Source organism: Nitrospirota bacterium, from assembly GCA_016214855.1.
Classification (GTDB): Bacteria; Nitrospirota; Thermodesulfovibrionia; order Thermodesulfovibrionales; family UBA6898; genus UBA6898.
On the sequence record JACRMT010000014.1, the window covers coordinates 28642 to 45169 of the forward strand.

A 16528-nucleotide genomic window follows, 5' to 3' on the forward strand; every position below is an offset into this window, starting at 1 on the left:
CCGTCCGATCCCTGACAAGCGAGGATGACGCCTTGCGATATTATATTGGCGGGTTAATAGCTGAAACAGCTTATTTGCCCGACTGCCATCATTCAATATCTTGTTGTTAAATTAACCGGCTTATCGTAAAATTACCGCAGTATCTTGGCCAATTGGAGGTGTAATGCCGACCATTGCAATGTTTTATGGGATCATAGTTCGCATGTATTGTTCACCGGGCGAGCATAATCCGCCTCATTTTCATGCGTACTATCAGGACTACAAGGCTGTTATTGACATACGGAGATGTGAATTGTCAGATGGAGAGTTGCCCGCCAGACAACTGAAGCTCGTTCAGGCATGGGCAGAAATACACAAAGATGAGTTGCTGGCCGATTGGGAATTGGCGTCTAAAGGCGAACTGCCGTTTCCTATTGAACCGTTGAAATAAAGGAGACAATCATGTATATGCCTGTGAAGAGAGTTAACCCATTAAACGATTACAAGTTGCAGCTTACCTTTGGCGACAATGAAGAAAGGGTGTTTGATATGGCGCCGTATTTGAGCGTAGGGAAATTCGCGGAGTTGAGGGACATTTCCGTTTTTAATTCGGTCACCGTCAAATTCGACACCATAGAGTGGGCAAATCATCTGGACATGGACCCGGAGTTTTTGTATGAAAAGAGTGTAGGAATTGAACAGGTGAAAGTGTAATAAATGCCCTGCACAAGAAGCTTTACATTATCATAGAGAGAATAAGTTTCTTAAATGAAGAACAGCCAAGGGCGGCAATATTGATCCGCAGCACATGTCGCAGCTTCAACCTGGCATTGCAAAGACCCGGCTGCAAAACGCATCACGCCCTATTGATATCAGAACCTGGTCGCCGTAGCTTTTGCGACTTTCCTTTTGTGGCTCGATATAGGCTGAGATAATATGTTCCCCTATAAAGACGACAATCCGACAAATACGTTTCCCTTTGTTACCATAGGCATTATTGGCTTGAACATTCTCGTTTTCCTGCTTCAGCTCATCTCAGACGTTGACGGCAAGCGCATTGTCTATGCGTATGGCGCTATTCCGCAGAACATTGTTTCTCTTGAATCTACCCAGCCCATACATCCCCTGCTTACGATATTCACCTCAATGTTCATGCATGGTGGCGTCTTCCATATCTTCGGTAATATGCTCTACCTCTGGATCTTCGGTAATAATATTGAGGACAGGCTCGGCCACGTCAGGTTTATCCTGTTCTATCTGTTTTGCGGGATTGTGGCTGCCCTGTCCCATACAATGGCCGCAGCCGGCTCGGGTGTGCCGATGATCGGCGCAAGCGGTGCGGTTTCGGGTGTGCTTGGAGCCTACCTTCTGCTTTTTCCGATGGCGCGGATACATACGATCATCTTTCTCGGTTTTTTTGTGCAGACCGTGCAGATCCCTGCCTTGATAGTTATAGGGTTTTGGGCTATTATACAGGTTGTAAATGGCTTGATAACGCAGGGAATGGCGAGTCAGGGAGGTATTGCCTGGTTTGCACATGCAGGCGGATTCCTAGCAGGTCTTATCACCATTAAACTGTGGCAGCCAAGGAGGTCCAGCACGTGGTAGTTGTATGTCCAAAATGCAAGACAAGGCTGAAGGTTGACGAGACAAAGCTTTCTCCTCAGGGCTCGAGGTTCAAGTGCCCTAAGTGTAGCACAGTCCTTGTTATTAAAAAGCCTGCTGTCCAGGGGAAAAAGTCATTAGATCACAAAAAGATCCTCCTCGCGCATTCCAGCGCATCGGTGGTCGAGAATATAACGAAACTTCTTGTCGGGGAGGGATATACGGTCGTTACGTCTGCTGATGGCATAGATGCCATGGTGACGGCATTGAAGGAGCTGCCGGCATTCGGCATCATAGAGGTTGCGCTGCCGAAGATCTACGGATTCGAGGTCTGCAAGAAACTGAAGTCGCGGCCTGAAACCAGAGAGATGAAGCTTATCCTTGTGCCTTCGATATATGACAAGACAAAGTACAGAAGAGAGCCGGTATCTCTTTATGGCGCTGACGATTATATCGAGGAGCATGACCTTTCTGTCAGGCTGATCGAGTCGATCAACCGGATAAAGAGCGGTGCTCCTGCAGAACCTCAAAAACCTGAAATGCAGACGCAGCCCGCAGCCGCTGCTCCGCAAGCACCGCAGCCCCAGACAATAAGGAATGCAGATGCTCCGGTCAGGGAAGAGTTGACGACCCCGACTCCGGGATCAGCAGCGCCAGCAGCAGATCTGAAGACGGATGAGTCGGTTGAAAAGGCAAGAAGGCTTTCCCGCACGATAATTAATGATATCTATCTCTATAATTCTGCCAAGGTTGATGAGGCTGTCAGGCGTGGTGATTTCTACGCGGTTTTTGGATCCGAGGTGAAAGAAGGCTTTAAGCTTTACGAAAGCAGAATACCTCAGGAGATAAGGGCAAAAGCCGATTTTTATCGCGAAGCCATAGATAACTTTCTGGTTGCAAAGAAAAAATCACTTTCGCAGTAATCTATAAAAAAAAGAAGTATTTTAGAGAAAATCAGAGAAAAAACCTATTTTTCTGCTTTTTCGTTCTGCAATTGGCCTTGCTATAATCAATCAAATCAAGTTATATTAGCACTCACCGGCATTGAGTGCTAATAACCCCAAAAATCTTATTATTAAGGAAAGGAGAAATGCTTATGAAATTTAAGCCATTGAAGGAAAGGGTATTTGTATCCTACTCTGAAGAAGGAGAAAAAACAGCAGGCGGGATTTATATCCCTGATTCTGCCAAAGAAAAGCCCCAGAAAGGCAAGGTTGAGGCTGTCGGTTCGGAAGTGAAAGAACTGAAGGTCGGCAACATCATCCTTTTTGACAAATATTCAGGCTCCAAGGTAAATATTGACGGAACTGACTATCTGATCGTAAAAGAAGAAGACATACTCGGCATCGTAGAATAACTAAAATCCAAACACAATTTTTCAGGAGGAAATGACATATGGCAAAACAGCTTCTTTTTGATGAGGCAGCAAGGAGATCGATGCTGAAGGGCGTCACTCAGCTTACGGATGCAGTAAAGGCAACGCTCGGCCCCAAGGGCAAGAACGTTGTGATCGACAAGAAATACGGTGCGCCGACCATTACCAAGGACGGTGTTACGGTTGCAAAAGAGATCGAACTCAAGGATCCTTTCGAGAATATGGGAGCACAGCTTGTCCGTGAGGTGGCCAGCAAGACCTCGGATGTTGCCGGCGACGGCACAACCACTGCGACAGTCCTCGCATACGCAATCTACAGCGGCGGCATCAAGCACGTTGTTGCAGGTTCAAACCCCATGGATATCAAGAGGGGCATCGAGACGGCCGTAGAATCTATTGTAGGGGAACTCAAGAAGATCAGCCGGCCTGTTCAGGACAAGAAAGAGATAGCTCAGGTAGGTACCATTTCCGCGAATAATGACTCCACCATCGGCGAACTGATCGCAGATGCCATGGATAAGGTCGGCAAGGACGGCGTTATCACCGTTGAGGAGGCAAAGAGCATGACAACGTCCCTCGATGTTGTTGAGGGAATGCAGTTTGACAGGGGATACAGCTCACCCTATTTCGTGACCGATCCGGAGAGGATGGAATGCAACCTTGACGATGCATTCATTCTGATCAACGAGAAGAAGATCTCCTCCATGAAGGATCTGCTTCCGATCCTCGAACAGACAGCTAAGATGGGCAAGCCGCTCATGATCATTGCAGAAGAGGTCGAAGGCGAAGCCCTTGCTACCCTTGTTGTGAACAAACTGAGGGGCACGATTCAGATATGCGCGGTCAAGGCTCCGGGATTTGGCGACAGGAGAAAGGCAATGCTTGAGGATCTCGCTATCCTTACCGGCGGGACCGTTATTTCCGAGGACCTCGGCATCAAGCTTGAGACCGTTAAGCTGACTGATCTCGGAAGGGCCAAGAAGATCACGGTTGACAAGGAAAATACCACCATTATCGAGGGTGCCGGCGATCCCAAGAAGATCGAGGGCAGGGTAAAGCAGATCAAGGCACAGATCGATGAGACCACCTCTGATTATGATAAGGAAAAACTCCAGGAGAGGCTTGCAAAGATCGTTGGCGGCGTTGCTGTCATCAATGTCGGCGCAGCCACCGAGACCGAGATGAAGGAAAAGAAGGCAAGGGTCGAGGATGCGCTCCATGCTACCCGTGCAGCTGTTGAAGAAGGTATAGTCCCTGGCGGCGGCGTTGCACTTCTTCGCTGCGTCAGCGCACTTAAAGGCGTCAAGGTTGCGAACCATGATCAGCAGGTGGGTGTTGACATTATCAAGAGGGCGCTTGAGGAGCCTATCCGCCAGATCATCAACAATACCGAGCTTGAGCCGTCTGTTATTGTGGAGAAGGTCAAGTCCTCAAAGGACGCAAATTACGGTTTTGATGCAGGCTCTGAAGAATATGTCGACATGCTGAAGGCCGGGATTGTTGACCCGACAAAAGTTACGAGGTGCGCGCTTCAGAACGCGGCATCTGTTGCATCCCTTATGCTGACCACTTCTGTCATGATCAGTGATCTGCCTGAGGAGAAGCCTGAGATGCCGGCAATGCCTCCTGGCGGCGGCATGGGCGGCATGTACTAAGAGAGAAGACTGTTTATAGCACGCTGAAAAGGCGGGGCAATTGCCCCGCCTTTTCTTTATCCCTCCAGAGTGTAAACACTCCAGAGGGTAAACCTTTACCCCGTTAGAAAGCCCCTCTGCTTAAAGTCTTCTAACGGGGTTTACATTGCCGGTCTTTTCTGGCATCCTAATTCTGAATGAAAAAGAACATTTTTTTGATGTTTTCTGCTACATTTCTGCTCTTTCTGCTCTATGCGGCCATAGAGCTTTTTCTGCCTGTTCAGACCAGCAACAAGAACCTGGAAATTGAGATCCCGAAAGGATCTACCTTCAGGCAGGCTGTTGAGATACTCCGAAGTCAGAACCTGATCAGGGATAAAAGGATCTTTCTTGTCACCGGCAGACTGACAGGCGTGGACAGACGTATCAGAGCGGGGTTCTACTCCCTCTGGACCGGCATGAACCCCCTTGAGATCCTGAAGGTCCTTCGCAAGGGCAGGATCATTGAATACGAGATGAAAATACTCGAAGGTGATTCGCTGCTGGAGATCACATCTGTCTTTGCAAAGACAGGGATCATATCACCCGAGGAATTCATGGAGCTTGCGAAAGACAGCGATTTCCTGTCGACCTATGATATCAAAGCTCCGAGCATAGAAGGGTACATTTATCCTGACACCTATTTCATACCAAAGGGCATGAAGACCGAAGAGGCCCTTGATATCATGATCTCCCGGATGCGTGAAAAGCTCACGGATAAACTGAATGCCCGTGCAGAGGAGCTTGGCATGACCGAGAACCTGGTCCTGACCCTGGCCTCGATCATAGAGAAAGAGGCTGTTGTTGACAGCGAACGGGAACTGATCTCGGCTGTCTATCATAACCGACTCAGAAAGAATATGCTTCTCCAGGCAGACCCTACGGCGATCTATGGCGTTAAGAGCTCGAAGGAAAAGATCACGCTGACCGACCTCAAGCGCAAGACTCTTTATAATACCTATGTTAATAAAGGGCTTCCTCCCGGTCCTATTGCCTCACCAGGCATTAAATCGATCACGGCAGCACTCTATCCGGCGAATGTGCCCTACATATATTTTGTTGCTCAGGATGACCGCTCGCATCGGTTCTCCGAAACTGCAGCGCAGCATGCAGAGGCGGTAAAACGCTATCGCATGTTGAAGCAGGAGAAAAGGCATAACGCAAAGGAAGGCAGCAATGGCAACGGCCCATCGTAACAGGACAAGAAAACTTCAGGTCGGGAATGTCCCGGTAGGCGGAGGCAGCCCTATATCCGTACAGTCCATGTCAAAGACAGATACCAGAGATGCGGCGGCAACAGCGCGCCAGATACGGAGGCTTGCAAAGGCAGGGTGTGAGATCATCAGGGTGGCAGTCCCGGACATGGAAGCTGCTCAGGCATTGGGAAAGATCAGAAAGGCAATACCCATACCCCTGATCGCGGATATTCACTTTGACTGGAGGCTTGCGCTTGAGGCGATCAGTCAGGGGGTTGACGGTCTGCGGATCAACCCTGGAAACATAGGTGCACGCTGGAAAGTGGTTCAGGTTGTATCCGCCTGCAAGGATAAGGGCATACCCATACGCATTGGAGTGAATGCCGGCTCTCTTGAAAAGGACCTGCTCAGGAAATACGGGCACCCCACCCCTGAGGCACTCGTGGAAAGCGCAGCAGAACATATCAATATTCTGGAAAGCCTGGACTTCAGGGAGATAAAGGTATCGCTTAAGGCCTCTAATGTCCCGACCACGGTTGACGCTTATCGTCTTTTTGCAAAGAAGTTCAAATACCCGCTCCATATAGGCATATCAGAGGCTGGCCCTTCCTTTACCGGAATTATCAAGAGCTCTGTTGGTCTCGGTATTCTCCTTTCGGACGGCATTGGTGATACCATGAGGGTCTCTCTGTCAGCCGATCCTGTGCAGGAGGTGCGCGTTGCCTACGAGATACTCAAGTCTCTTGGGCTCAGGCAGAAGGGTGCGAATATCATCTCCTGTCCAACCTGCGGCAGATGCCAGATCGACATAAGAGGGCTGGCTGCAAAGGTCGAGAATGAACTCAAGGATACGGATAAGCAGGTGACCGTTGCTGTTATGGGCTGCGTGGTGAACGGCCCGGGAGAGGCCCGCGAGGCTGATATCGGTATAGCCGGAGGAAAAGGCACGGGTATTCTTTTCCGGAAGGGCAAGGTCGTAAAGACGGTCAAGGAAAAAGAAATGCTTAAGGAACTTATGAACGAGATCAGAAAAGGTAAGTGATATTAGGGATCTCCTAAGTGAATAGACAAAGAGTAAGAAAATCTCCCCTCGCCCCTCTTTTCCAAAGAGGGGAATTATCCCTCCCTTTGAAAAAGGGGGGTTAGGAGGGATTTTACAAATCAATGTCTTCATTATTATGAAACTGTTAATAACTGAAATATGGAAATAATCAGAATTCCGAGGATCATGCAGGATACATCGCGAGGCCACCTGCTCCGCAGCAGGACCATCGGTTTTGTGCCTACCATGGGAGCACTTCATGATGGACATTTGAGCCTTGTCAGGATGTCCAGAGAGGAAAATAACGTAACCGCGGTGAGTATCTATGTGAACCCGACCCAGTTTGGACCCTCTGAGGACCTTACCAAATATCCGAGACCGATTGAGGCTGATATCGAGAGGCTCAGGGAGGAAGCTGTCGATATTCTCTTTCTCCCTGACGATACGCTTATGTACCCGGCCGGATCTTCGACAGAGATCGAGGTGAAGGGTCTTTCTGAAAGGATGTGCGGATATTTCAGACCAGGCCATTTCAAAGGGGTAGCGACTGTCGTCGCAAAGCTCTTCGCTATTGTCAGGCCGACACGGGCCTATTTCGGTCAGAAGGACTTTCAGCAGACCGTGATAATCAGGAGAATGGCAAAGGACCTGAATCTTGATGTTGATGTTGTTGTCTGCCCTACCATCAGGGAAGAGGACGGCCTTGCCTTAAGCTCACGGAACGCCTATCTGAATACGGAACAGAGAAATGCAGCAATAGTGCTGTACCGCTGCCTCAGTTATGGAGCTGAGGCCATACGATCAGGCATACGATCAGGAGTTCAGTTGCGGCAAGCCATGAAATCTCAGCTTGCGAAAGAGGCGCAGATCACCAGTGTTGATTATGTCTCGGTCTATCATCCTGATTCGCTTGAGGAGATGGAAGATCTTCAGGGAGAGGTGCTGCTTGCCGGTGCAGTGAGGATGGGGCCGACGCGGCTTATTGACAATATGCTTGTTGCTGTTCAGTAATCACTGTTCAGCGCTTCGTCAAGCCACGTCTCGCCGGTATCACCGACGCTGATGTCTCTGGTTAATTCCTTTATAACAACATAGTGGAGGCGGTAACGGACATCTTCCGGAATATCCATGAATTTTATGCCCATGCCTGATTCAGGCTGGATCTCAGCAGATATCTTTTTGGCAGATACGACCATGCAGTGCAGTTCGATCGGATCTTCGTCATCAACCGAAAGCACGATATCCATCTCAGTGCCTACGGGATAGGGATCAGCGGTCTTCAGAAATATACCTTCAACAGAAAGATTCGATGCCTGAAGATCCCGCTGTTTTCCCTTGCAGGTCATGCTTATGGTAATGCTGAGCGGTGCCCTGATATGTCTTCGTTTTATGGAATGACGAAGGCATTTCTGTATGGCAAGATAAAAGTCGGTCACATTCAGCGGTTTTTTCAGACAGGCCTGGATGTCTATCCTGTCAATGGCCGGCTTCGAAAGGCTGTTCTCCTCCGGGCTGAGCATGATAATGGGGATGTCGCGCAGATATGCGTCATTACGGATGAGGTTGAGGCACGAAACGCCGTCGATCTTGGGCAGGGTATAGTCAAGGACTATGATGGTCGGCTTCCGCTCCTTTGCAACCCGAACAGCCTCCATACCGTCAAGGGCCAGATAGACCTTGTATCCAAGTCGCTTGACAAGAATGCCGACATACATGAGGAACGATGGATTGTCATTTGCAAAGAGTATGGCATTCGAATCAGGCTGCTTCATTATTCCGGTTTCTCCTGGGGCGCTGCTTGGATCAGATTTTTTTATTATACCTTGTCTTGACGGTTGGGAAAAGGTCAATGTTGGTATGAGGGAGAAAAAGTGCCGACATATACTCATCCATGAAGCCGTGCGAGACCGAAAGTTCGATATAGGTCATTTTCATTGCGATCTCTTCTGCCTCGCGCCGCATCTTTTCGGACAGCAGGCAGAGATACGCCCCTGCAATTGAGGTATTGCCGATAAAGGAGAACTTTTCCTTTGGCATGTCAGGGAGCATGCCGATCATGATCGCCTTCTCAACATTGAGGTAGTTGCCGAATCCACCCGCAATATAGATACGCTCAACCGTATCAAGGGAGAGCCCCACTTCTTTAAGCAGAACAGACATGCCGGCATAGATCGCTGCCTTTGCACGCAGGATATTCTCAATATCCACTTCCGTAAGCACGATGTCTTTTGTTTCGCCGCGATGCAGAACAAACTCGGGGCCTTCTTCCTCACTTCTGATCCTGTCGGTATTCAGATCCAGTGCGAACTTGCCCTTCTGGTCGATGATGCCGGCAAAAAAGAATTCTGATATCGCATCGATCATGCCTGAGCCGCATATGCCCGTGGGCTGCACATTGCCGATCACGCCAAGCTCAACGTCGAAGGTCCCGGGGCTAATTTTTACCGATTCTATGGCTCCGTCAGTTGCCCTCATGCCATGCCTGATGCCGCTCCCCTCAAAGCAGGGGCCGGCCGAGGTGGCGGCGGTAATGAGCCATTCGTTATTGCCCACAACGATCTCACCGTTCGTGCCGATATCCATAAAGAGCGCTACTTCAGGATTTCTGTGCATCTTTGATGCAAGAAGACCTGCCGTGATGTCGCCGCCCACATAGCTGCCGACGCAGGGCACGGTATAGACCGGTGCCTGGTGGTTGATCAGAAGCTTTGCCGTGCCTGCACGCCATGCCGGATATGCGTTTACGGTTGGGATGTAAGGCTCCTCGCGTATCGAGGATGGGTCCAGTCCCCAGAAAAGCTGTACCATGGTGGTATTGCCGGAGATCACGGCACAGTCAATATCATCGCGGCTTATATGATTGCGCTCCATCATGGCGTTAAGCAGGCCGTTGATATCGTTCACGACAGCATTTCTCAGTTCCTGAAGAGCCCCGCCCTCTGTTGCATGTACAATTCTTGTGATGACGTCATCACCATGACGCATCTGCGAATTGTATGTAACGCCTGTATCCAGAACCGTGCCGTCAATACAGTCAACGAGATAGACGACAACGGTAGTGGTCCCGATATCAACAGCGAGGCCATAGTGTTTCACCCGTTCAGGCGAGACGATCGATATTGCCTCGAAATATTCGGTGTACGTAAGATGTACGGTCCAGTTATGCTGCCGCAGGGCCTTTGCCATGGACTGCACAAAGCCATGGGAAAAACGCATCCCCTTGATACCATGTTCGGTCAGGGCCCTCTTTACCCGCTCTACGTCGCTGATATTGTCTTCAATGGAAGGCGGCATAAGCGTAAGCATGATCTTTCTGACAGGGGGCGTCAGCGTTGGTTCTTCTGACTTGAGGAAATCGAGAAAGCCCTTTGATTTTGAGACCGCGATCTTATCGCCGATGACCAGCCTGGAGTCTTCGGGGATCTCGATATGCAGGTCTCCCTCAGGGAAGGTCGTGCATGCCAGGACCACCTTGTCCCCGATCTCTTTTTTCTTCAGTTTTGTCGCAGATTCAGTCCGGTATCCGCCCTCGAGGACCTTTACCCGGCATTTGCCGCAGACGCCTTTTCCTCCGCAGGATGCTACGAGATAGACGCCGTTATCCCGCAGTGTCTGGTATACGCTTTTGTCGGGATTTGCGGCAAGGGTCCTGCCGTCGAGTATTTTTATTTCCATTGTCTTTCATTGTATTGCTTGGCAAGAATGAAAATCAAGAAATCCTGCGGCGACGCTTTTAAACCTTGACGCTTAATATCATTCCGGGTTGGTCGCAGCGCTGATCCGGGCCCTGTTGACAAGGCTATGGGAGAGCCTATAAATTACCTTTACATTACTTTCAGGAGGCTGCCTTGGCTGATAAAATAACCGTAAAGAACCCGATTGTCGAGATGAATGGCGATGAGATGACAAGGATCATCTGGCAGTTCATCAAGGAGAAGCTCATATTCCCCTTTCTCAATATTGATCTGAAATACTATGACCTCGGCATGAAGCACAGGGATGACACTGACGATCAGGTGACCATAGATGCAGCCAATGCGATCAGGGAATTCGGCGTAGGCGTGAAATGCGCCACGATCACGCCGAATGCTGCAAGGGTAAAGGAATATAATCTCAAACAGATGTGGAAAAGTCCCAACGCCACGATCCGTTCCATGCTCGACGGCACGGTCATCAGAAAGCCGATCATTGTGAAGAATATCCCTCCCATGGTGCGGTCATGGAAAAAACCGATCATCATCGGCCGTCACGCATACGGCGATATCTATAAAAGCACTGAGCTCGTTGTTGACGGTCCGGGCAGGGCAGAACTGGTCTTTACGCCTGCAGGCGGAGGGGAGAAGAAGGTCCTCAAGATCCATGATTTTAAAAGTGCCGGTGTGATCATGGGCACCCATAATACCGAACCTTCGATCAGGAGCTTTGCAAAGGCATGCATCCAGTATGCCCTGAGCGAGAAGGTGGACCTCTGGTTCGGAGCAAAGGATACCATTTCAAAACAGTATCACGGCTTTTTCAGGGATGTCTTTGCCGAAGAGATAGAGAAGGCAAAGGATGCCCTGCAGAAGGCCGGGGTCGCCTATCGTTACATGCTGATTGATGACGCTGTAGCCCAGATCATGAAGTCAGAAGGCGGCATGCTCTGGGCCTGCATGAACTATGACGGCGATGTCATGTCTGATATGGTTGCTTCGGGCTTTGGCAGTCTTGGCCTCATGACATCGGTGCTGGTTTCTCCTGACGGCAAGTTTGAGTTCGAGGCAGCGCACGGCACGGTCACGCGCCATTATTATGAGCACCAGAAGGGCAATACGACTTCAACGAACTCCATTGCCTCGATCTTCGCCTGGACCGGCGCGATCGCAAAAAGAGGAGAGCTCGATAATACCCCAGATGTGGTGAAGTTTGCCCATACCGTAGAACAGACCGTGATCGCGACTGTGGAAAGCGGCATCATGACCAAGGACCTTATGCTTATTGCCGAGCCCAAGGTGACAACGTATGCAAAGACTGAAGAGTTCATCGATGCTGTAGTGGATCGTCTGAAGCTGCAGCTGAAAGCATAGGATACTGGCCTGACTGGAATATGACGATACTTGTTAAGACAGCAGGTCTTTTGGTGCTTTCTAACATTTTCATGACGTTTGCGTGGTACGGCCACCTGAAAAACATGAACAATAAGGCCTGGTATATTGCTGCTTTAGTGAGTTGGAGCATTGCACTTTTTGAATACCTGCTGCAGGTTCCGGCAAACAGGATCGGCGCAACTTCCCTGAGCCTTCCCCAGCTGAAGATCCTTCAGGAGGTGATAACCCTTTCGGTCTTTGTGCCGTTTGTGGTCCTGTACATGGACCAGCCGCTCAAGCTCGATTACCTCTGGGCCGGCATCTGCCTCATGGGCGCGGTCTATTTCATATTCAGAACATAGCTGAAGGCCTGGTATCACAGATTGTGATATCCACACAGGAAGCATTTTGGTGGGTCATTATGGAGGGGACATGAAAGAACTTATTCCTGTTGAGATAATCGAGAGAAAAATCTATCTGATCCGTGGCGAAAAAGTAATGCTGGACAGTGACCTTGCGGCGCTTTACGAGGTGGAGACTTCTAATCTGAACAAGGCTGTTAAAAGGAATATTGATCGCTTCCCGGAGGATTTTATGTTCCAGCTCAGCAAGGAAGAGGCTGACTCTTTGAGATTCCAAATTGGAATGTCAAAAACAGAAGGGCGTGGCGGACGGCGTTATCTGCCCTTTGTCTTTACCGAGCAAGGCGTAGCGATGCTCTCCACCGTCCTCAATAGTGATCGGGCGGTCAAGGTCAATATCGAGATAATGCGGACATTTGTCAGACTCCGGCAGATGCTTTCGACCCATAAAGACCTCGCCCGGAAACTCGTCGACATGGAAAAGAAATATGACTCACAGTTCAAGGTAGTCTTTGATGCGATAAGGCAATTAATGGCTCCGCCTATATCCAAGAAGGGCAAGATTGGATTCAGGCGGGAGAAGGATAAATGAAGAGATCAAGTCTTACGCTGACAGGTATGACTCGGATGCCAAGTGGATAAACTGACGAATCGGAATAACCTGAAGTTGCAATTTTCGACATCAGGTTCAAGATTTGCCGGGGGCAATGAGGGAGAATGTCCATAAGCAAGTCCGACCCCATAGATTGCACTATAGAAGAGATGGGTCAAGGAGGCATAACGCTGTGAGGGGTTTGCTGCGGTTAATTTGCGCCGTTATGTTCATTAAAGATGATATAATCAGAACAATTTAATGGAAAGAGCGGCAGATTTTCGCATGAGTGGCAGAACTCTATGAACAAGAAAAAGATTACAGAAAAAAACATAAAATTGTTATGGGGCAGAAGCGGAAATAAATGCGCCGTTTGTCAGGCTGCCATCACTGACGAAGGGAAGGGAGGAGACCCATACCCTGTTGGTGTGATGGCTCATATTGAGGGAGAAAATCCTGGTATCGAAGGTAAAAGCTCAAGCTCGGCGCGCTATAATCCTGAAATGCCGGAACCAGAGAGGGCCGATTATGCGAACCTCATTCTGGTCTGTCCGACATGCCACACGAAGATTGACAATGATGTTCAGGAATACACCGTAGATAAATTAATAGGCATCAAAAAGGATCATGAGAAATGGGTTGATGAGTCAAGAAGGGTTGCTATGCCGGAGATAACCTTTGCTGAACTTGAAGTCATCGTAAAATATCTTGTAGCGGTTCCAATATCCGACAGCAATATAACTGTTATTCCGCCACATGAAAAAATAAAAAGAAATAACTTGTCCTCAGAAGTAGGCAACCTAATAACCACTGGTATGATTCAGAAAAAACAGGTTGAAAAATATTTAAATGAAAATCCTGACTACCGATTTTCGGAGCGGTTGAGAGCGGGGTTTGTGAACAAGTATAGAGGATTAAAGAGCGACGGCCTGGAGGGTGATGCATTGTTTTATGCCTTGCTTGAGTTTGCATCTAATAATTCTTCGGATTTTAAACTGCAATCAGCAGGACTTTCGGTATTGACTCATTTTTTTGAAATCTGCGAGGTTTTCGAGCAATGATATTTCCTGATAAAAACATTACGCTTTCAAATTCCTTGATCGGAGTGGGGTCAAAGATAATCATTGAACTGAGCACGCCACAAACTGTCTCTTCCTTGTGGGAGAAAGCTCGCAAGAAATATTTGGAAGTAAGGACCTTTGAAAGATTCGTTCTCACTCTTGATTTGCTGTATGCATTGGGTTTGATAGAATTGGAAAACGGAATTATAAAAAGGCAGATGAAATGATTAAAGCGGTTCGCTGCGATCATAGCTCCTTTAAGGCAGTGCGTTTCGAGGCAGGTTTTAATGTTGTCCTTGCTGAGAGAACTAAAGAGTCTAACCCGAAGGATTCGAGAAATGGTTTGGGGAAGACAACGCTTATAGAGATAATCCATTTCTGTTTTGGCGCGGGCACAAAGCCCGACGAGGGATTGAGGGTAAAAGAGTTAGACGATTGGACGTTTATGCTGGATTTAACATTAAGGGGAAAAGATTACACGATTTACCGAAACACAAAAGACTTCAAGAAAGTGAAGATTGAAGGTGATATCTCAAGCTGGCCGATAAAACCGGATTACGATATATATGAGAAGAGATTTTCCATGAAAACAGCGGAGTGGAACTCGTTGCTCGGTTATTTGATGTTTGACCTGCCGGCAGAAGCTTCAGGCGAACAATATAAGCCGACCTTCCGCAGCTTAATCTCATATTTTGCCAGGCGAGGCGTCGGCGCATTTCATGACCCCTTTAAGCACTATGCGCAACAGAAGGAATTTGACATGCAGGTGAATAATGCCTATTTATTGGGGTTGAATTGTGAGTATGCAGCTGAGTTTCAGTTATTGAAAGATAAAGAGCATACATTGCAGGAGTTGAAAAAAGCGGCAAATCAGGGATTGTTGGTGGGCTTAATTGGAACCTTGGGCGACATGGAAGCGGAAAGGGTGAGGCTGGAGGATGAAGTCAGCGCTGCTGAAGACCAGTTGAAAACTTTTAAGGTCCATCCGCAGTATTACTCCATTTATGAAGAAGCTGAGGCCCTGCACAAGATGATTCAGGGAATAAAGAATAAATATGCCATTAATGCTCACATCTTGAGTAAGTATGAAGAGAGCATTACAGAAGAAAGGGATGCGTCTGCGGATAGCGTAAAACAAATCTACGAACAAGCCGGCCTTATCTTCCCTGAAGGTGTTGTAAAGAAAATATACGACACCTTGGAGTTTCACAAAACGATAGTGCGCAACCGGAAAGAATATCTGAAATCTGAGATAGCAAGGATCAGGAGTGAGATTGACGAGCAAAAATATCAAATTGAGAATAACTCCAATAAGAGAGCGGCACTGCTTGGAATCCTTAAGACGCACGGCGCACTGGAAGAATATTCCAAACTGCAAAATAGGGTTGTAGAGCTCAGGCAGCAACTTGAGGAAGTTAAGGGCAGAATAAAGAACCTCGAAGCGTTTGAAGAAGGCAAAAGCGTTTTGAAAATAGAAAAGGAAGAGCTTATCCAAAAGACCCACCGAGATTATCAGGAAAGACAAATGCAGCTGGATAATGCGCGCAAATTTTTCAATAAGAACTCTGAAAACTTATATTCTGAACCCGGCACCCTTTCGATAGATATTAAGGATACGGGCTATAAATATAAAGTTGAAATTAAACGGGCCAAAAGTCAGGGCATAGGGTATATGAAGGTCTTCTGCTATGATCTGACCCTTACTCAACTTAGAGCAGCCCATGCCGATATGCCGGGCTTTCTGATACATGACAGCACTATTTTCGATGGCGTCGATGAAAGACAAATTGCAAAGGCTTTAGAGTTGGCTGCTTCTGAGGCGCAGTCAAAAGGATTTCAATATATTTGCACGCTCAATTCCGACATTATTCCCTTTAACGATTTCTCTGATAAATTCAGAAATGAATTTGACCGGTTTGTTTGCATAAAACTTACGGACGCAACAGAGGACGGAGGTATTCTCGGCGTGAGATTTTGATCGGAAAAAGAACGTCGGTTGTTTGGAGGGGAAGCTGGGAAGGCATTAATTATTCTTCGCTTTCACTGATTATGAGCGAACGGTCATACATTCTTTTATTGTCTGAATTGAACTCGTATTTAACATCAAGAGTTAAATTGCAGGCATCAAGTATTTTCCAACGTCTTGCCTTATATATATTATTTGATACAGACCGGCCATCAACGTATATCTCAAAACTAACGATAAAATGAACAGCATCATGATTTATTTTAAAATCTTCGGAGGGCGATAAATAGAAGGAGCGCTGAGTTGTGTCAATATTTTCAATGTTGTATGTTTTGCATTCAATATAGTAAATTTCGTTGCGCTCAGTTCTTAATTCTATATCAGGATATCCCGTTGTCTTTTGTTTCCCAGAGCTTGTTTTAGGAGTAGTCGCTCCATATCCCCCCTGGATCAAGGCTTTTTTAAGATAGAGAGAGGGTCTGGAAAAACTGGACAGTGGTATAAGTGATAAAGCTGCTCTAAACTAAGAGGGATAGAAAGGAGCAGTGACAATGGCAAGAAGACCGAGAAGGAACCATGGAGCAACATTCAAAGCAAAGGTCGCACTGGAG

At 47.9% G+C, this 16528-nt stretch carries 17 protein-coding genes; 15 read left to right on the top strand and 2 right to left on the bottom strand.

From position 1 onward, the window contains the following. Nucleotides 1–163 precede the first annotated feature (163 nt). The 9 genes from HZB62_12765 (at nucleotide 164) to HZB62_12805 (ending at nucleotide 7881) form a co-directional block, all read left to right on the top strand. Nucleotides 164–430, top strand: a complete 267-nt coding sequence (locus HZB62_12765; GenBank protein MBI5076023.1) for a DUF4160 domain-containing protein — start codon at nucleotides 164–166, stop codon at nucleotides 428–430. 11 nt (nucleotides 431–441) lie between these two features. Further along, the gene (locus tag HZB62_12770) at nucleotides 442–693 is read left to right on the top strand and encodes a DUF2442 domain-containing protein (protein ID MBI5076024.1); all 252 of its coding nucleotides are present in this window, start codon (nucleotides 442–444) and stop codon (nucleotides 691–693) included. A gap of 222 nt (nucleotides 694–915) precedes the next feature. Continuing rightward, nucleotides 916–1587, top strand: a complete 672-nt coding sequence (locus HZB62_12775; GenBank protein MBI5076025.1) for a rhomboid family intramembrane serine protease — start codon at nucleotides 916–918, stop codon at nucleotides 1585–1587. Then, the gene (locus HZB62_12780; protein MBI5076026.1) at nucleotides 1581–2507 is read left to right on the top strand and encodes a zinc-ribbon domain-containing protein; all 927 of its coding nucleotides are present in this window, start codon (nucleotides 1581–1583) and stop codon (nucleotides 2505–2507) included. Before HZB62_12775 ends, HZB62_12780 begins: the two co-directional genes overlap by 7 nt. Nucleotides 2508–2680: 173 nt before the next feature. Then, entirely contained in the window at nucleotides 2681–2941 is a 261-nt protein-coding gene (groES, locus tag HZB62_12785) for a co-chaperone GroES (GenBank protein MBI5076027.1), read from the top strand. Nucleotides 2942–2979: 38 nt separating this feature from the next. Further along, nucleotides 2980–4614, top strand: a complete 1635-nt coding sequence (gene groL / locus HZB62_12790) for a chaperonin GroEL (GenBank protein MBI5076028.1) — start codon at nucleotides 2980–2982, stop codon at nucleotides 4612–4614. A gap of 176 nt (nucleotides 4615–4790) precedes the next feature. Further along, nucleotides 4791–5828 (top strand): endolytic transglycosylase MltG, encoded by a 1038-nt coding sequence (gene mltG / locus HZB62_12795; protein MBI5076029.1) that lies wholly within the window; start codon nucleotides 4791–4793, stop codon nucleotides 5826–5828. Continuing rightward, nucleotides 5809–6870, top strand: coding sequence for a flavodoxin-dependent (E)-4-hydroxy-3-methylbut-2-enyl-diphosphate synthase (gene ispG, locus HZB62_12800; protein ID MBI5076030.1), 1062 nt, complete (start codon nucleotides 5809–5811; stop codon nucleotides 6868–6870). The genes mltG and ispG overlap by 20 nt, the downstream gene beginning before the upstream one ends. A 159-nt stretch (nucleotides 6871–7029) precedes the next feature. Next, on the top strand, nucleotides 7030–7881 hold the full coding sequence (locus HZB62_12805; GenBank protein MBI5076031.1) for a pantoate--beta-alanine ligase: 852 nt from the start codon (nucleotides 7030–7032) through the stop codon (nucleotides 7879–7881). Here the strand turns inward: HZB62_12805 and HZB62_12810 are convergent. After that, a complete protein-coding gene (locus HZB62_12810; protein ID MBI5076032.1) occupies nucleotides 7875–8642 on the bottom strand; it encodes a response regulator in 768 nt (255 codons plus the stop codon). The two genes, HZB62_12805 and HZB62_12810, sit on opposite strands and share 7 nt — an antisense overlap. A gap of 31 nt (nucleotides 8643–8673) precedes the next feature. Continuing rightward, complete coding sequence (locus HZB62_12815; protein ID MBI5076033.1) at nucleotides 8674–10545, bottom strand: DUF4445 domain-containing protein; 1872 nt, start codon at nucleotides 10543–10545, stop codon at nucleotides 8674–8676. A gap of 212 nt (nucleotides 10546–10757) precedes the next feature. Between HZB62_12815 and HZB62_12820 the strand changes: the two genes are divergently transcribed. From HZB62_12820 to HZB62_12845, 6 genes are all read left to right on the top strand, one after another. Further along, the gene (locus tag HZB62_12820) at nucleotides 10758–11936 is read left to right on the top strand and encodes an NADP-dependent isocitrate dehydrogenase (GenBank protein ID MBI5076034.1); all 1179 of its coding nucleotides are present in this window, start codon (nucleotides 10758–10760) and stop codon (nucleotides 11934–11936) included. A gap of 20 nt (nucleotides 11937–11956) precedes the next feature. Then, nucleotides 11957–12298, top strand: coding sequence for a DMT family protein (locus HZB62_12825; GenBank protein MBI5076035.1), 342 nt, complete (start codon nucleotides 11957–11959; stop codon nucleotides 12296–12298). 70 nt (nucleotides 12299–12368) lie between these two features. Next, complete coding sequence (locus tag HZB62_12830; GenBank protein MBI5076036.1) at nucleotides 12369–12890, top strand: ORF6N domain-containing protein; 522 nt, start codon at nucleotides 12369–12371, stop codon at nucleotides 12888–12890. Nucleotides 12891–13192: 302 nt separating this feature from the next. Then, nucleotides 13193–13951 (top strand): HNH endonuclease, encoded by a 759-nt coding sequence (locus HZB62_12835; protein ID MBI5076037.1) that lies wholly within the window; start codon nucleotides 13193–13195, stop codon nucleotides 13949–13951. Further along, on the top strand, nucleotides 13948–14178 hold the full coding sequence (locus HZB62_12840; protein ID MBI5076038.1) for a hypothetical protein: 231 nt from the start codon (nucleotides 13948–13950) through the stop codon (nucleotides 14176–14178). The genes HZB62_12835 and HZB62_12840 overlap by 4 nt, the downstream gene beginning before the upstream one ends. Then, nucleotides 14175–15929 carry a DUF2326 domain-containing protein gene (locus tag HZB62_12845; protein MBI5076039.1) on the top strand — a complete coding sequence of 585 codons (1755 nt, stop codon included), beginning with the start codon at nucleotides 14175–14177 and terminating at the stop codon, nucleotides 15927–15929. Before HZB62_12840 ends, HZB62_12845 begins: the two co-directional genes overlap by 4 nt. The last annotated feature ends 599 nt before the right edge of the window (nucleotides 15930–16528 follow it).

Excerpts from the sequence above, each read along its gene's own strand:
- HZB62_12815 (MBI5076033.1), bottom strand. The coding sequence starts at position 10,545 with ATGGAAATAAAAATACTCGACGGCAGGACCCTTGCCGCAAATCCCGAC.
- HZB62_12770 (MBI5076024.1), top strand. The coding sequence starts at position 442 with ATGTATATGCCTGTGAAGAGAGTTAACCCATTAAACGATTACAAGTTG.
- groES (MBI5076027.1), top strand. The coding sequence starts at position 2,681 with ATGAAATTTAAGCCATTGAAGGAAAGGGTATTTGTATCCTACTCTGAA.
- mltG (MBI5076029.1), top strand. The coding sequence starts at position 4,791 with ATGAAAAAGAACATTTTTTTGATGTTTTCTGCTACATTTCTGCTCTTT.
- ispG (MBI5076030.1), top strand. The coding sequence starts at position 5,809 with ATGGCAACGGCCCATCGTAACAGGACAAGAAAACTTCAGGTCGGGAAT.
- HZB62_12825 (MBI5076035.1), top strand. The coding sequence starts at position 11,957 with ATGACGATACTTGTTAAGACAGCAGGTCTTTTGGTGCTTTCTAACATT.
- HZB62_12775 (MBI5076025.1), top strand. The coding sequence starts at position 916 with ATGTTCCCCTATAAAGACGACAATCCGACAAATACGTTTCCCTTTGTT.
- HZB62_12805 (MBI5076031.1), top strand. The coding sequence starts at position 7,030 with ATGGAAATAATCAGAATTCCGAGGATCATGCAGGATACATCGCGAGGC.
- HZB62_12845 (MBI5076039.1), top strand. The coding sequence starts at position 14,175 with ATGATTAAAGCGGTTCGCTGCGATCATAGCTCCTTTAAGGCAGTGCGT.
- HZB62_12820 (MBI5076034.1), top strand. The coding sequence starts at position 10,758 with ATGAATGGCGATGAGATGACAAGGATCATCTGGCAGTTCATCAAGGAG.
- HZB62_12810 (MBI5076032.1), bottom strand. The coding sequence starts at position 8,642 with ATGAAGCAGCCTGATTCGAATGCCATACTCTTTGCAAATGACAATCCA.
- HZB62_12840 (MBI5076038.1), top strand. The coding sequence starts at position 13,948 with ATGATATTTCCTGATAAAAACATTACGCTTTCAAATTCCTTGATCGGA.
- HZB62_12835 (MBI5076037.1), top strand. The coding sequence starts at position 13,193 with ATGAACAAGAAAAAGATTACAGAAAAAAACATAAAATTGTTATGGGGC.
- HZB62_12830 (MBI5076036.1), top strand. The coding sequence starts at position 12,369 with ATGAAAGAACTTATTCCTGTTGAGATAATCGAGAGAAAAATCTATCTG.
- groL (MBI5076028.1), top strand. The coding sequence starts at position 2,980 with ATGGCAAAACAGCTTCTTTTTGATGAGGCAGCAAGGAGATCGATGCTG.
- HZB62_12765 (MBI5076023.1), top strand. The coding sequence starts at position 164 with ATGCCGACCATTGCAATGTTTTATGGGATCATAGTTCGCATGTATTGT.